Origin of the sequence: Paenibacillus elgii NBRC 100335 (genome assembly GCF_004000865.1) — a bacterium.
GTDB lineage: Bacteria > Bacillota > Bacilli > Paenibacillales > NBRC-103111 > Paenibacillus_G > Paenibacillus_G elgii.
In genome coordinates this window covers 33328-49865 of sequence record NZ_BIMB01000023.1, presented here as the reverse complement: position 1 = coordinate 49865, position 16538 = coordinate 33328, and the positions used below count along the sequence as shown (strand labels likewise).

General features: G+C 57.6%; 7 protein-coding genes, 1 pseudogene and 1 riboswitch. Of the genes and pseudogenes, 5 read left to right on the top strand and 3 right to left on the bottom strand.

The window, feature by feature from the left end; translation table 11 throughout:
* Positions 1–47: 47 nt before the first annotated feature.
* The 3 genes and pseudogenes from PEL01S_RS18125 (at position 48) to PEL01S_RS35840 (ending at position 11316) form a co-directional block, all read left to right on the top strand.
* Complete coding sequence (locus PEL01S_RS18125) at positions 48–5255, top strand: immunoglobulin-like domain-containing protein (RefSeq protein WP_163768295.1); 5208 nt, start codon at positions 48–50, stop codon at positions 5253–5255.
* Between the two features lie 18 nt (positions 5256–5273).
* Positions 5274–6473: pseudogene (locus PEL01S_RS18120) on the top strand (DNA-binding protein); the annotation flags it as partial.
* A gap of 172 nt (positions 6474–6645) precedes the next feature.
* Positions 6646–11316 (top strand): S-layer homology domain-containing protein, encoded by a 4671-nt coding sequence (locus PEL01S_RS35840; RefSeq protein WP_127461300.1) that lies wholly within the window; start codon positions 6646–6648, stop codon positions 11314–11316.
* 66 nt (positions 11317–11382) lie between these two features.
* Here PEL01S_RS35840 and PEL01S_RS18110 read toward each other — a convergent pair whose 3' ends face one another.
* The 3 genes from PEL01S_RS18110 to PEL01S_RS18100 form a co-directional block, all read right to left on the bottom strand.
* On the bottom strand, positions 11383–12633 hold the full coding sequence (locus PEL01S_RS18110; protein ID WP_127461299.1) for an MFS transporter: 1251 nt from the start codon (positions 12631–12633) through the stop codon (positions 11383–11385).
* 32 nt (positions 12634–12665) lie between these two features.
* Positions 12666–13457, bottom strand: a complete 792-nt coding sequence (gene asd, locus PEL01S_RS18105; RefSeq protein WP_010501309.1) for an archaetidylserine decarboxylase — start codon at positions 13455–13457, stop codon at positions 12666–12668.
* 185 nt (positions 13458–13642) lie between these two features.
* Positions 13643–13864, bottom strand: coding sequence for a hypothetical protein (locus PEL01S_RS18100; RefSeq protein ID WP_063184155.1), 222 nt, complete (start codon positions 13862–13864; stop codon positions 13643–13645).
* Between the two features lie 355 nt (positions 13865–14219).
* Positions 14220–14325: riboswitch (TPP riboswitch) on the top strand.
* Positions 14326–14448: 123 nt separating this feature from the next.
* Here PEL01S_RS18100 and PEL01S_RS18095 point away from each other — a divergent pair.
* Positions 14449–15033, top strand: coding sequence for an ECF transporter S component (locus PEL01S_RS18095; protein ID WP_108533377.1), 585 nt, complete (start codon positions 14449–14451; stop codon positions 15031–15033).
* Complete coding sequence (locus PEL01S_RS18090) at positions 15030–16532, top strand: ABC transporter ATP-binding protein (protein ID WP_127461298.1); 1503 nt, start codon at positions 15030–15032, stop codon at positions 16530–16532. The genes PEL01S_RS18095 and PEL01S_RS18090 overlap by 4 nt, the downstream gene beginning before the upstream one ends.
* The last annotated feature ends 6 nt before the right edge of the window (positions 16533–16538 follow it).

Genomic DNA, 16538 nt, shown 5'->3' with positions numbered 1-16538 from the left:
CTATTTTGGTCATCAACATTTCCAATTTTTTTAGCAGGAGGATGGTTATGCTGTTCAAGAAAGCGGCAAAGTGGGTCTTGGTCGCATCGCTTGCTTTTCCAGTTTCGACGGCACTGCCGGGCCCGGAAACAGCTCGGGCGGCGGCGGATGCAGCCGGCCATTGGGCGAAGAAAGAAATCGCCAATTGGCAGGATCTCGATTTAAGCGAAGGCTATCCGGACGGCACGTTTCGTCCTGACGCCAGCATCACGCGCGCCGAGTTTGTGGCGCTGGTCAACCGCGTTTTCCGCTTAAAGGATAAGGCGTCCGTCGACTTCAGCGACGTGAAGACGGGAGACTGGCATTATGACGAGTTCGCAAAAGCGCGTGCGGCAGGGGTTGTGAGCGGATACGAGGACGGCACCTTGCGTCCGAACGTGCCGATTACCCGTCAGGAAGCGGCTGTCGTGCTGCAAGGGCTGTTTCAGGCGAAAGCTTCGGCGCAAAATTCGGCCGTCGCCAAGTTTAAGGACGCGGGGACGATTCCGTCTTGGAGCAAGGCGGCGATTGAAGCCGTGGCCTCTCAAGGGTACATGAACGGCTACCCCGACGGCAGCTATATGCCGGATCGTCCGATCACCCGTGCGGAAGCTGTCGTCACGCTGGACCGCGCCAAGCACATTTCGGACAAGCTCGTTCGCTACGATCGAGCGGGGACGTACCGGGAGGCGGCGGACGGCTCGGTGATTGTGTCTTCTCCCGACGTGAAGCTGGAGAACATGACGATTGCCGGGGACCTCGTGCTGACGCAAGGCGTCGGCGAAGGAAACGTGTCGCTCAAGCATGTCAACGTAAAAGGGACGACGCTGATCAAGGGCGGCGGTCCGAACAGCGTTCTCATCGACGATTCCTCCTTGGGAACGGTCGTCGTGGACAAGAAGGGCGGCAATGTCCGGCTGGTGGCGGGCGGCGGCACCGAGATGGGCGAAGTGCGTCTGAAATCCGGCGGCAAGCTGGAAGACCGGACGGGCAAAGCGGCGGGGAAAGCATTCGGTCAAGTGATCGTGGATACGCCGACGCCGGCCGGTTCGGCAATTAAGCTGGCCGGCCAATTCGGAGACGTGCAGGTGCTTGCCGCCGGCGTATCGGTCGAATTGGAAAAAGGGTCCTCCACGCGCGTATCGACTCGCATCGTCGGTGCCGTTACGACGATTGTCGTGAGCGAAGGCGCGGTAAGCGAACTGAGCATCGGCCCCAATACGAAGCTAGAGCTTCGCGGCGGCACTGTCGACCGGTTGACGGTCGAGCCGGGAGCAGGGCGCGACGCCGTGCGTATCGACGGAACGGCGGTAGTTAAGCGCCTGACGATTAACGCGCCGGTAGCCGTTAGAGGCAGCGGTACGATCGAGAACGCGGTCGTCAACGTGAACGGAGCCTCGCTCGATAAGGCGCCGAAGCATCTTGAGCTGGGCAAAGACGTAACGGTCGTCGTTGCGGGCAAGAACATCAACAGCTCCAATATCGGCACGATCAACGGCGGAGGAAGCGGGGGTTCCGGCTCTTCCGGTTCGGGCAGCTCTTCTTCCGATTCGGGCTCCGGCTCCGGGGATTCGTCCGACCGGACGGCTCCGGCCAAGCCGAGCGATTTTCGCGCTACGGCATTGATCGGTGCGGTGGAGCTGGGCTGGAAAGCCAATACGGAAACGGATTTGAAAGGCTATTACATCTATCGGGACGGGGTCAAAATACATACCGCTTCCGTGACGGCAACAACGTACACCGTAACGGGACTGACTTATGGCAAACCGTACCTCTTCGAGCTGTCGGCCTTCGATACGAGCGGCAACGAATCGGGTAAAGCCTCGCTGTCCAAGCAGCCGCTTGAGCCGCAGGCCAATCGCGTGCCCGTGCTCGCGAAGGCGCTGGACGATCTGACGCTGACGCTTGCGGGCGGAAGCCGGACGATCTCCGTAGCTTCGACCTTCACGGACCCGGACGGCGATGCGCTGACGTATCAAGCGTCATCTTCCTCCGAACCCGTTGTTCGCACGTCCGTCAACGGCTCCGAGCTTACGGTTGCCCCGATTTCCGTCGGCAGCGCGACCGTCACGGTGAGCGTCTACGACAATAAAGGCGGTACCGCGCAGACGTCCTTCCTCGCGACCGTCGTTCCGGCTCCGAACGGCGATGCCGAAGCGGCCGCACGGGATGCCGAAGCACTGACGCTCGGCGATACGAGCGCCGTGACGGCGGATTTGACGCTGCCGTCGGCAGGACCTCACGGAAGTGCGGTGACATGGGCAACGAGCAACGCTGCACTCGTCTCTGCTGCAGGCAAAGTGACGCGCCCGGCCGCAGGCATGCCAGACGGACAAGTCGTGCTGACAGCGACGGTCCGCAAAGGCGCGGCACAGCAGATCAAAACGTTCAACGTGACCGTAAAGGCACTGTCCTCCGGCGCGATGACGGATGCGGAAGCCGTGGGCAAGGCGAAAGAGGCTTTAGCCCTGACTTATAACGGATATGGCACCACCTTGGCGCTTCCGGCAAACGGAGCCGAGGGCACGACCGTCGTATGGTCGCTGAAAGACGCCGGCCAAGCCGGGGTAATCGACCCGGGCACCGGCAAAGTCACGCGCAGCGGGCTGACGAATGACGTGAATGTCGTACTGATCGCAACGATTCGCCGGGGCGATGCGCAAGCGGCTAAAGAATTCACGCTGGCGGTCAAAATGCCGCAGGTGAAGCCTGCCGTGAATTCGGTAACGGCTTCGGACGCCATCGTAACAGGTACGGCCGAACCGGGAGCGGCGGTGACGGTCAGAACGGGGCCGCAGATGCTGGGTACGGCCCAAGCCGACGCGGTCACCGGAGAGTTTACCGTTGCCATTGCGCCTCAACCGGAAGGAACGGTGCTTGAGGTTTTATCTTCGCAAGCGGTCGGCGCCGCTTATGTGCTCGTGGTGGAAGCGGGCGCGATGACCGACGCGCAGGCCGTCGCCGCAGCGAAAAATGCGCTGACGGACGCCGTTATTTTGAACGGAAATCCGGACGTAAATCAAGTGACGACGGCGCTCAAGCTGCCGGGAACCGGATTGAACGGGACTTCCATCGCATGGACCTCGGACAACGAAGCGGTTGTTACCGCGGGCGGTACCGTCAAGCGCCCCGTGATGGGCGAGAACGACGCTTCCGTCAAGCTGACGGCTGCAATTAGCCGCGGAAACGCCACGGATACGAAAACGTTCCAGCTGCTGGTGAAGGCGCAGACGAAGCCGCTGCAGATCGAAAGCCTTGCGCCGGTTCAAGCGGCCGTGGACAAGAACGCGGCCTATACGCTTCCGGCGCAGGTGACGGCGAACATGAGCGACGGTACGACGCAGCAGGTGAACGTGACCTGGACTCCGGCCGCAGCGGACACGTCGGTTGCAGGAACGTTTCTGTTCGAAGGCACCGTCTCCGGCTATGCGGGCAAAGCGGCGCTGACCTTGACGGTCCGCGATATACCGGCGGCGCTTACGGTTTCGGCGGCATTGGCGCTGGCTACCGGTTCGAGTGCGACAGTCGAAGGATACATCGTCGACGCCGATGCGAACCCGAGTTTCTCGGGGTACGGCATTTTGCTGGCGGATGCGCCGGGCACGGACAAAGCGAATACGATCATCGTCAAGTTTAATAAAGCCGACCGCGACGGCGTGTTCAGCCGGGCGCAGGCAGCAGGCAAGAAGATTCGGATTGCCGGAATGATTACCGATAATGCTTATATGAGTCAAAAAGGATTCGCCGACACGTATACGTCCATGGAGTTCGTCGACGGAGGCGCGCCGCAGCAGGCTCAATTGTCTTATTCTTTGAGCGTATTTAAGGAAGCCGTTGCCGACGACGGCAGCATTGATAATAATGCTCCTCTCATCGTCACGCTGGCCAACGATACGTTCACGGGCGCGGCGGGAGAAGAGTTCGTTGCTGCCGGCAAGCTGCAGATCGGATCGCTGCCGGCGGGGCTCGCCGTATCGGCTGTCCGTACAAGCGCCACGCAGCTTACGGTTCAAGTGAACGGCAAGGCGTCCGCCCATCGTGCGGCGGACAGCATCAGCAACCTGGCGTTTACGTTTGCGAACACGGCATTTACCGGCGGAGACGCCTCCAAAGTCAACGGTGCGGTGAAAAACAATTTGGCTGTTACTTTTATCGAAATTCAGAGCATCGATCCGATCGCAGCCACGGTTGCCCGGGGTGCAGCGTACAGCTTGCCGGCCCAAGTCCAGGCGAAAATGAGCGACGGCAGCACGAAGCCGGTGAATGTCGTGTGGAATCCGGCGGCCGCCGATACCAGCGTTATCGGCACCTATCTTTTCGAAGGCATCGTTTCGGGCTATGCGCCGAAGGTCCAACTGACGCTGACCGTCAGCGAGTCGGATATGACCGCCCCGGATGCTTTTGCCGTTAACGAGCCGACTTCGGCGGATGACGGCGTGAACGGCAACGGCAAAAGCAGCGTGACGATTACATGGACGGATTCGGCCTCCTCGGATGTGGATCATTACGAGATTGTCGCCAAGACCGGCTCCGCTCCTACGGTTGCGGATACCGTATACGGCCAGACCCGCATCGCGCGCGGCGTACAGACCGCGACCTTCGCTTGGAATGCCGGAGAGAACGTGTACGTCGGCGTCGTCGCGGTCGACGGAGCGGGGAACAAAACGTTGTCGCTGAATGGCACGAAGCCGAATGTGACGACAGCGGCCGACGGCGGTACCGGAACGGTCAATTTGCTCGCGAACGGCGGATTCGAGTCGGTGAACGGGACTTTGGGATCTTCCGATACGTTTACGAATTGGACCAACAAGCTCGCATTTAACAACGCAGGCACGAACGTCAAAAAGGATACGGCCGTCAAAGTATCCGGAACGGGTTCCTTGAAATGGCGGACGAATCAAAATACGCCGAACAAACTGTATTTGTTTGCCGACGCCTTCCCGATGAATCCGCAGAAGCAATACCGGGTCACCTTGCAGGCCAAGCTTTCGAACGATACGGGAGCGACCCACAAATTTGTGGTCGGCTTCGGAAGCAATTCCGATATCGAGAACTATTCGGCCAAAACGCAGTACAAAGATTTTACGGCCGAGGTCCAGACGGAATGGACGACGCTGCAATGGACATTCAACGGTGTGCAGAGCACGAATCAATTTTTTATGTACCTTGCCCGTCCTACGGGGTCGGGAGTGTCCGCCCAAATCAACATCGACGATATTGTGATCGAAGAGCTGTAAAAGGAGGAGAAGCCACCCATGATCGATTTTCGTAAAAAAGCGCTCAAGGCGCTGCTGGCCTTCGCAATTGCGCTTCCGCTCGGCCATTATTTGACCGGAACGGGCGCGGCGTTCGCCGAAGGCCCTTCCGATCCGGCGCCTTTCCTTCAACCGGCCGGTCCGGCCAACGGAATGAAGGTATTGTTCGACAATACGCATGCCCAAACGGCCGGCGCCGCAGACTGGGTCATCGACGGCGGGTTTTCGGATTTTGCTAATGGCATCGCCAAGAGTGGATACTACGTGAAGGAGCTGCGCAAGTCGGAGCCTATTACGTACGGCGACCTGAAGGATTACGACGTCTTCGTCATCCCGGAAGCCAATATCCCGTACAAAACGACGGAGCAGGCGGCTATGCTCGAATACGTGCAGAAGGGCGGCAGCATCTTTTTCATATCCGACCATTACAATGCCGACCGGAACAAAAACCGCTGGGACGCCTCCGAGGTGTTCAACGGCTACCGCCGCGGGGCCTGGAGCAATCCGGCCAAAGGGATGAGCGCCGAAGAAGCGAACTCGGCGGCCATGCAGGGCGTGCAGAGCTCCGACTGGCTTGGCCAAAACTTCGGCGTCCGCTTCCGCTATAATGCGCTTGGCGACCTTAACGCCACGACGATCGTCAAACCGGCCCAAGCGTTCGGCATTACCAAAGGTGTCAAAGCGGTAGCGATGCACGCAGGCAGTACGATCGCGATTGTCGATCCGAAGAAAGCCAAAGGCATCGTCTATCTGCCGTCCACTGCGGCAAGATGGAACAATGCCGTGGACAAGGGTGTATACGCCGGCGGCGGCTTGGCCGAAGGCCCGTTTGTCGCCGTGGCGAAGGTAGGACTGGGCAAGGCCGCCTTTATCGGCGACTCCTCTCCCGTGGAAGACGCGACACCAAAATACAAGCGCGAAGAAAACGACCAATCCAAAAAAACGTACGACGGCTTCAAAGAAGTCGACGACGGCGCGCTGCTTGTCAATGTTGTCCAGTGGCTCAGCAAGAAGGAAAATTACCGGACGCTCGACGAGGTGCAGGGCTTGGAACTGGACCCCGTTACTCCGCTGCTGACGAGCGGGGCGGAGAATGAAATTCCCGAGCAAACGATTGAGCCTCAACCTGAGCCTTGGGCCGCTCCATCGCCGGGCTACAAATGGTGGGATCCGAGCACGTTTTCAAGCGGTTCCTACGGCAAGTAAGGTATGAAAAAGCGGTTGAGTGGAAATTTTGCTCAACCGCTTTTTTTGATCCTCCTTAATAAAACCTTATGCTGCACTTTACGTGCGATTTACACAAAAAATGTATACTGGACATGGTTCGACATGGGTGTCGTCCCATTTTTTATTTTAAGAGGGGGATCGGGAATTGATATTAAGAAAAACGTTAAAGAAATCCGCCGGCATTTTATTGTCTTTCACTATGCTCTTCGCGGGTCAACTGCCTTCTGTCTCGCCAGTATCGGCAGCCGCTTCCGGCGGGGATTACGTCCGTCATTGGGCGGAAAAAGAAATCCGCAATTGGACCGACCTTGAACTGGTAAACGGTTACGAGGACGGTTCGTTCAAACCCGATGCCTCCATTACGAGAGCGGAATTCGTTGCGCTTGTAAACCGGGCGTTCGGCTTGACGCAGAAAGCTGCCTCCGGTTTCTCGGATGTAAAATCTGCAGATTGGTACAGCGATGAAGTGTCGGCCGCGAAAGCAGCAGGCTACATCAACGGTTACGAGGACGGAAGCTTCAAGCCGAATCAACCGGTGAGCCGTCAGGAAGTGGCGGTCATGCTCCAAGGGCTGCTGAAGCTCTCCGCATCGGATCAGTCCGGTCCTGCGTTTCAGGATGCCGCCGACATCCCCGGCTGGAGCCGGGAAGCCGTGCGAACGGTTGCCGCTCTGGGGTATATGGGAGGATATCCGGATCGTACCTATCAGCCCGCGCGGTCGATTACCCGGGCCGAGGCGGTTATGACGCTGAATCGCGCCAACCCGCTCGCTTTCAAAACCGCTTCTTACGATCAGGCGGGTACATACCATGGCCGCGCCGAGGGTCATGTCATTGTCCGTTCGGCCGGTGTGAAGCTGGAGAACATGGCTATCGACGGCGATTTGATTTTGTCCGAAGGCATCGGCGAAGGCAATACCGATTTGAAAAACGTGACGGTGAAAGGCCGTACTATCGTGCGCGGCGGCGGTCCGAACAGCATCGTCATCGAAGATTCCAAGCTCGGTCAAGTGACGGTGAGCAAAACGAACGGACAAGTCCGTCTGCTCGCCAAGGGAACGACAACGGTAGGTGAAGTACGCCTGAATTCGGGAGCAAAGCTCGAAACGAACGGCTCGTCGGGCGCGACCTTCGGCAAGGTGGATCTTACCCCTCGCATGCCTGCCGGCTCTACGGCTACGCTGGCCGGAACCTTCGATGAGGTGTCCGTGAACGCATCGAACGTCACGGTCCTATTCGTGAACGGGAACCTTAAAGCATTTACGGTTCGCGAGCAAGGAAAAGGTTCGAGCCTGAATGTGCAAGGCGGAACGGTAAACGCTTTGACACTGGACGCTGCGGCGAATGTCGCCTTAAACGGAGGCGTCGTCGAGCAGTTGAAAGTCAACGAGAAAGCGGACAACAGCTCTATTCAGGTAGGGGAACAAGCTACAGTAAAAATGTTGACGCTTAATGCGGCGAGCACAGTCAAAGGCAGCGGAACCATTGAGAAGGCGATTGTCAACAAAAACGGCAGCACGTTTGAAAAGGAGCCTAAGAAGCTCGAACTGGCTGCCAACGTCGAAACGAAAGTCGGCGACAAGAAAATCACGGGCTCGAATGGGGCAGGGTCCCCGGTAGGGGGTGGCTCGTCGGGAAGCGGAAGCAGCGACGATGATGCTGTCAGACCCGCGCCGCCGGCAGGCCTGACTCTTTCGACGGGAATGTACGGCCTGACGGCCAGATGGAAAGCAACTGCCGACAGCAAGGTGACCGGGTACAGCGTCAGCTTGTTTACGAAAGACGGCAAGCAGGTCGGTTCGGAAGCCACCACACGGAACTCCTTTTATTCTTTTATCGGACTGGAAAAAGGAATGGCGTACAGAGTAAGCGTATCGGCGATCGGCAGTAACGGAACCAAATCCGAGCCGGCAGCATTGGAGACGACGACGCTCGCTTCAGGCAATATCCCGGTACAGCTGCTGAGCATCAATGATCTTCACGGAAAAATCGATCAAACGTACTACGAGAAAAACGTGCCGACGCTGGCGAATCCTTCGGTCACCGAGAGCACTTATGTCGGCCGGATGGACTACGTCGCGGCCTACATGAAGCAGCGCCGGGCGGCACAGCCGAATACGCTGCTTGTCGAGTCGGGCGACCTGTGGGGAGGCAGCTCTCCGGTATCGGCCCTGCTTCAAGACGAGCCGACCATTGAAGTGGCGGAAACGATGGGTTTCCATGTCGGAACGGTCGGCAATCACGAATTTGACGAAGGTACCGCGGAAATGCTGCGCATGGTGAACGGCGGAACGCATCCGAAGGGCACCGAAAACTACAAGGGTACCAAATTCCCGCTGCTTGCAGCCAATATCGTGTATAAAGATACGGGCAAAACCGTCCTGCCTCCGTATGCGGTCGTGGAAGTGGCCGGGGTAAAAGTCGGCTTTATCGGCGTGGTTACGACATCGGCAGCCGGTATGGTGATGCCGGCAGGCATTCAAGACATTCAGTTCACAGACGAAGCTCAGGCGGTCAACAAGGCGGCAGCGGAGCTGAAAAGCCAAGGCGTTAAAGCGATGGTCGTTCTGGCCCATATGGACGCAACGCAAGGAGCGAACGGCACCGTTACCGGAGCGTCCGCGACGCTGGCAAAAAATATCGATCCGGAAGTGGACGTTATTGTGGCGGCGCACAATCATGTGGTTGTAAACGGAACGGTGAACAACAAGCTGATCGTACAGGCTTGGGAGTATGGCAAGGCAATGGCCGACATCGATCTGGAAATCGATCCGGTGACTCAGGATATCGTAAGAAAAAAAGCGGAGATCGTATATACGAGACAAGACGCCATTCAGCCGGATGCTGAAATAAGTAACATCATTAAGAAGTATGAAAATCGAATCGCTCCGATGATCAACGAAGTTGTAGGCAATGCAACCATTCCGATGACGGGTGGCTACGCAAACGACGGCGACAATGCGCTGGGTAATTTGCTTGCGGACGGCATGAGAGGGTCGATGAATGCCGATTTTGCGATGATGAACGGCGGCGGAATCCGCGATAACCTGAACGCCGGGCCTATCACGTGGGGAGAGCTGTTCAATATCCAGCCGTTCAATAACGTATTGATGAAAGTGGAAATTAAAGGGAAAGATCTGGACGCCATCGTCAATGCCCAGATTTCCTCTACATTCGGCCCGGACTACAGCATCAGCGGCTTCCGGTATGAATATGATGCAGCCACGGGCAAAATCACCAAAAAAACATTGCCGGACGGCTCGCCGATTGACAACAACAAGACGTATACGCTTGTGGTGAACAACTTTATGTATACGTCCACAGGAGCAAAATACGCTCCGATCGGTCAGCTTGGCAAAGATCCCGTCACCGGTCCGGAAGATTTGGAGGCCACGGTTGCCTTCGTACGGAATTACAAAGGCGACATCGCGTACGTCCGAGACGGGCGAATCGCCAAAGCGAAAGCGCCTGAGCCGGGCCCGGATTTGGGTAAAGTTACGATCCGGCAAGCACGCGCGGCGGCTGACAACAGCAAAGTAACGGTCGAAGGCGTGGCTACATCGAAATCGGGCATTTGGGGAAGCAAAGGCTTTTATCTCCAAGATGCTACCGGCGGCATATACATTTTTCAAAGCGGCATCGAACTCAATCCCGGGGACCATGTAACCGTCACCGGTCTGATCGGCAAATACAATGGAGAGCTTCAGGTCAATGCGGATAAAAACGGAGTTGTCAAATCCGCAACCGAAGCGGTTCCCTCTCCGCTTAACGTTACGCCTGCCCAGGTCGGCCCTGCCAACGCCGGGCAGCTCGTCAAGCTGAGCGGCGTCACGATTGCCAATTTAACGAAGATTAACGATTACGGCACATTTGAATTCGATGCGGTAAAAGCTTCCGAGCAGGTACGGGTACGGGTCGATAACCGGATCGGCCTGACGTACGATCAGTTCCGTTATCGAAACGGGGACACCGTAGACGTCATCGGCGCATCCAGCCGGTTTAACGAGAGCGCTCAAGTAAAAGTGAAGGATTCCGCGGATATTACCGTTCCCGGCGGCATGACGATTACGGACCTGGTGTACGGAGCGAAATCTTCCACAAGCGTGACGCTTCACTTTACGGCCCCGGCCGGCGCCGCATCCGTTAAAATGATGCAGTCCGCCAATGGGGGAGCGGCATGGACGGAAGCAGACACGCAAGGAGCGCTAGGCGCAAGTTCCGTAACAGCAACCGTGTACGGATTGATACCGGGAACGGCGTACAAGTTCAAGTTGAACGTGACGGGCGGACCGTACAACGGAGATTCCAATGCGGTGGATGTGATCACAGCCAATGCCTCCGGTTGGAACATCGAGAAACTGGACGGCATCGGAGCTCCTTCCAGCTCATATGCTTCCGGTACGGTAGCTGGGATGAATTCGATCGCTTGGAACTACGTATCGGCACGGACCGATTTGTCGACTTACGTCATTGACGGAAAAGGCGTTATGCTGAAAGCGGAACGTACCGGTTCGGGAGCGGCGGCTGCCGGAGAAATCGGCGCTTCTAATATTCCGGGCGGAATCGGAAGCTTCTCGGTAAAATTGCTGAAAGGCTTCACGGGAGCCGGGGAACGTAAAGTAGAGCTGTTCATTAACAACGTATCCAAAGGAACGTATACCCTGACACTGGATACGATGGAAACTTTTACGGTTAACAATTTAAATATCCCGGGGAGCTTTGACCTCAAAATCAAACATGTCGGCGCTCCGACGAACGGCGCCAACGGTGCGCAGATCACCGTAGACGATATTTCTTGGACCGGTTACTCCGGATAATTTCCATCAAACGACCAAAGGCTGCTTCGGAATCAATCCGAAACAGCCTTTTCGTAATTACGCGTATTATTCCGCCTCTTGCGCCCATTGCTTCAGCGTACGGTCGCTCGGCAGGAAGAACGTCAGCAGGCCGATGAGTGGCAGGAAGCTGACCAACTGCATGACGATCGGCAGATGGAAGGTATCGATCAAGCTGCCAAGGCCCACCGCGCCGAGCGCCCCGAGTCCGAAGGCGAGGCCCGTGATCAGACCGGATACCGTGCCGACCTTGCCGGGCATCAGCTCCTGCGCATAGACGACGGTGACGGAGAAGCTCGACAGGATGATGAAGCCGTTCACCAGCAGGATGACGTAAGTCCAGAACGCATCGGCATAAGGCAGCGCCAGAGCCAGTGGAGCCGCGCCGAGCATCGCCAGAAAAATAACGTTCCGGCGTCCGATCTTGTCGGACAGCGGGCCGCCCATAAACGTGCCGAGCGCGCCTGCGGCAGCGAACAGGAAAATGTACATCTGCGCGCGCTCCAGACTGATGCCGAATTTGTCCATCAGGTAAAACGGATAATAAATCGTAATGCCCGCATGGTACCAGGAACGGGCAAACACGAGAAAGATCAGCATGCATACGGCAAATGCGATCTGCTTCTTGCGGGCCGGGCTCATGGCGCGGGAGCCGCTTTTCCGGGCCTGCGGCGGGTTGGCCGCCATATATCCCTGATACCAGCGGGAGATATACAGCTGGACGAGGACGCCTGCCCCGGCCACGACCGTAAACCATAAGGCGCCGAGCTGCCCCAGCGGAGCGAACACGAGCGCCGTCATCACCGAAGCGAGCGATTGCCCGGAGTTGCCGCCCACCTGAAAGATCGACTGGGCCAAGCCGCGGCGGGAGCCTCCGGCCATGTAAGCGACGCGCGAGCCTTCCGGGTGAAAGATGGCGGAGCCGATTCCGATCAGCAGAACGGACAGCAGAATGAGTCCGTAGTTCGGTGCGAGCGACAGCCCCAAGACGCCGAGAAAAGTAAAGCCCATGCCGATCGGCAGCATGTACGGCATCGGCTTGCGGTCCGAATACAAGCCGACAACCGGCTGCATGACCGAAGCGGTCATATTCAAGGCGAATACGATGACGCCGGACTGCATGTAGCTGAGACTCATATTGTCCTTGAGAATCGGCAGGATTGCCGGAATCACCGCTTGTATCGTATCGTTGAACAAATGCACCAGACTAATGGCGAGCAGAATGCGAAAAACCGTCGGCTTGACGTCCGTCCGCGCTGCCTGCTGGACCGCAGGCGCCGGACCGGTTTGGACTTTCATGAGAAAAGACTCCTTCCGTCTGTCAGTATGCGCTAATCGCGGCGCTTAAACGTTCCGAGCGCTTCTCCGACTTTCACCTTGCTGCCGACTTCCAGAGCGGTCCGCGGCTCGAACGTGCCGTTCTCCATCAGAAGGACGACGGTCGAACCGAATTCGAAATAAGCCAGCTCGTCGCCGCGCTCCAGCCGGTCCGGCAGCGGGACGACGTATTGGATGCTGCTGACGTTCAGCGCGCCGACTTTGACCACGGCGATTTCTCCCGCGTCGTGCTGCATGTAGGTGATGAGCCGCTCGTTGCGGCTGAGCACGCGCCGCATGTGACGGAGACCGAACTCGTTGACCGGATACACCTTGCCGGGGACGTGCTCCTTCTCAAGAATGTCGCCTGTGACGGGCGAATGAATCCGGTGGTAGTCGGTCGGGCTCAAGTAGAGCACGCAATAGTAGCCGTTCGTATAATTGATCATCCGGGGGCTCTCGTTAAGCAGCTCCTGAATGGTATAGTCCTGTCCTTTGACATTGACGATCAGTCCCTCATGAATCGGCCCGATGCCGGTAATCATGGCATCCACCGGGCTGACCAGCGTGTCCGGCGCCGCGTCGATTGGACGAAGTCCGCTTTTGAGCCGGCGGGAAAAAAACTCGTTCAGCGATCCGTATTCGTGAACCGCCTTTTCCGCGTCCTGCACACGGATGCCGTACGTTTTCGCGAAGCGGGGAATCAGTCCGCGGCTGGCACGGGATTTGGCAAAAGCTCCTGTTAGCCTCGACACCGTTTTGCGGGAGGAGAGCTCGGTCAGCAGCCGAAAAAACGAAATCTTCATAGGGTTATGGTTCACCTGTTCCTTTTAATATGGAAATGCGGTACAACGCTTATCTTGACATAGAACAAAGGACAAAGCAACAGCCAAACGGGGCCGAAAAAGCAAGAAAAGCTCCCGAAGGAGCCTTCCGTTCAGACGGTCAGGGCATTAAAGCTTTATCCGTAAAAACTTTCGTTGCGGCGCGGTCACGGCTGCTCGAAGCCCAGTCCGCACTTCTTGAAATCGCCGCAGGTCAGACACGTCGCCAAATTAACCAGGATCGGGGTGTTTGACCCGGAATATTTAATGCAGTAGACGGGAGTTCGGTGCAGCGGATCGGGCGAAATCATGACGCAATAAGAACAATGCTTCACCATGTCGGTCGTGATCGATTCCGTCCCAAGCTGCGATCGAAGCAGTTCGTCCATAGTAAGGCTCCTTTCCTCCGTTGAAGACAGCGCTTCCATCGCTTGCATCCTGCATACGGGGTTCGCAGGGTACAAAGGTTCCGGGTAGTACCAAGTATCCTTTATTTTAGCAGAATCCGACAAAGAAGGCCATAGTTCGTAACCGTTTCCCAAAATGGATTGCGATTTTTCTTCATCATAAGGTAAATTTCTCCTAGTTGTTCTTCAAATTTCGACATGAATGCAGTACAAAGGGGCTAAATCCGAAGTTGATCCCGTGGATTGCCGCCTCCTCTAAGACACGAATGTATCTTCCTGAAAATGCTTCGATAAGAAGCTTTTGTTATTGACAATTTGGTGAACCGTGGTAATATAGGTGTGTCACTAGGGGAGCCGCTTGGGCTGAGATTGGATCGATAGATCCTAGACCCTCTGAACCTGATCTGGTTGATACCAGCGTAGGGAAGTGGAGAGCGTCAGCACGCTTGCATCAAATTGTGCTTACAAGAGCCGCTTCCGTCATATACGGGGGCGGCTTTTTTAGTTGATGCGTTGGTTGCTATGTCCCGGACAACACTTTTAGTTCTTCGAAGGAGAGGAAACAGATGAAAAAAGGTTTGAAGCTGACCGACATTCTGGTCACCGTCGTCATCGCCGTCGTCTTCGGTATCGTCTACCGGGTATGGGGAGACGTGTACAACCTGGCGTCGGTGCCGGGCATCCAATTGGAGCAATTCGTATACGGCATGTGGTTTATGGCATCGACCGCCGCCTTCTTGATCATCCGCAAGCCGGGCGTCGCCTTCTTGGCGGAAGTGGCCGCAGCGCTGGCGGAAATGCTGCTCGGCTCGCAATTCTCCGTCAGCTCGCTGACGTATGGGATCGCGCAAGGGCTGTGCGCGGAGCTCGTCTTCGCAGCGTTCGGCTACAAGCGGTATACCGCGGCCGTTGCCGGTCTGGCCGGAATGGCGTCCGGCGCAGGGGCGCTCGTATTCGACTATTTCAAGAGCTACTTGACCGAATTGCAGCCGTGGAACCTTTCCTTGTATATCGTGCTCCGCTTCGTCGGTTCGTTCCTGATTACCGGTCCGCTCGCATACGCTTTGGTTAAAGCGCTGGAGAAGACCGGCGTCACGCAGCTTGTCCGCCCGGCAAGCCTCGACGATTATAAGGCGCTGGACCGGAAATGAGCGGCGCGGACCGGATCGCGCACGTATCGGGTCTGCGCTTGAAATTTCCCGGCAGTTCGTCGCTGCTGTTCGACGACTTGAGCTTCGGCGCTGACGCAGGGCAGAAGGTGCTGCTGCTCGGGCCGAGCGGCTGCGGCAAATCGACGCTGCTGCAGGTGTTGAGCGGCTTGATCCCGCAGGCGGTCGACGTGCCGGTCAAATATGACAGCATTGGCATTCCGCCGTCCTGGGGCTACTTGTTCCAAGACCCCGACGCGCAGTTCTGCATGCCGTATGCAGACGAAGAGATTGCGTTCGTGCTCGAAAATCTTCAGGTGCCGCGCGAGCAGATGCAGCTGCGGATTCGAAGCTGCCTGGAGCAGGTCGGCCTGCGGCTTGAGGAGCTGCACACCCCCATCGCCGCGCTATCGGGAGGCATGAAGCAGCGGCTTGCCATCGCGTCGCTCCTGGCGCTGGAGCCGGACGTCTGGTTCCTCGACGAACCGACGTCGCTGCTCGACCCGGAAGGCACGACCGAAGTATGGGAAACCGTCAAGCAGGTCACCCGGGACAAGACGGTGCTCATCGTGGAGCATAAGATCGACGAGATCGTCGATTTCGTCGATCGGGTCGTGCTGTTCGATTCGCAGGCGTGTATTCTGGCCGATGGGAAGCCGGAGTCGGTATTCAAAGCGCATAAGCGCGAGCTGCAGGAGTACGGCATCTGGTACCCCGGCGTATGGGAGGACTACGACAGGCGCAATGTCGCTGCGCAGCGGGAGCGGATTGAGCCGGCGGCGGCGAAGGAGCCGCTGCTCCGGCTGGACCGTTTCGCCGGCTATTACGGCCCGGTAAAGAAAATCGAAGCGGCTGCGGCCGAATTGCACGCCGGCGACTGGATCGCCGTCGTCGGCGAGAACGGCGCAGGCAAAAGCACGCTGCTTCAATCGCTGATGCAGCTTCTGCGGACGGAAGGAAGCTACGAGCTGGGCGGCAGTACGGTTAGGGAATTCGACGATGTCGCCGACATGGCGGCTTACGTCTTTCAAAATCCGGAGATGCAGTTTGTCGCGCATACGGTATACGACGAAGTGGCGTTTAATTTTCGCCGGGACGGTGAGCCGGAGCCTGCGGTCCGTACGAAAACAGAGGAGCTGCTGGCGTGGTTCGGCCTTGAGGGCCACCGCAGCCTGCATCCGTACCAGCTCTCGCTCGGGCAGAAGCGCCGGTTGAGCGTGGCGGCCGCAACCGTCAAAGCGCAGCGGCTGCTGCTGCTGGATGAGCCGACGTTCGGCCAGGACGCGGCGAATACGTTTGCGCTTCTGGAGAAGCTCGAAGCGTGGCGTCGGGAAGGAACGGCCATTGTCATGGTGACGCATGACCCCGACATTGTCAGCCGCTTCGCCACCCGGGTGTGGGAGGTTCGGCAAGGCGTCCTTGCCGCGGACATGAGCCCCGAAGCTTACGAGGCGCGGTTGCGCCCGGAGCGGAGGGCGACATTCGAAGAGGTAGGGAGTTGACGAGAC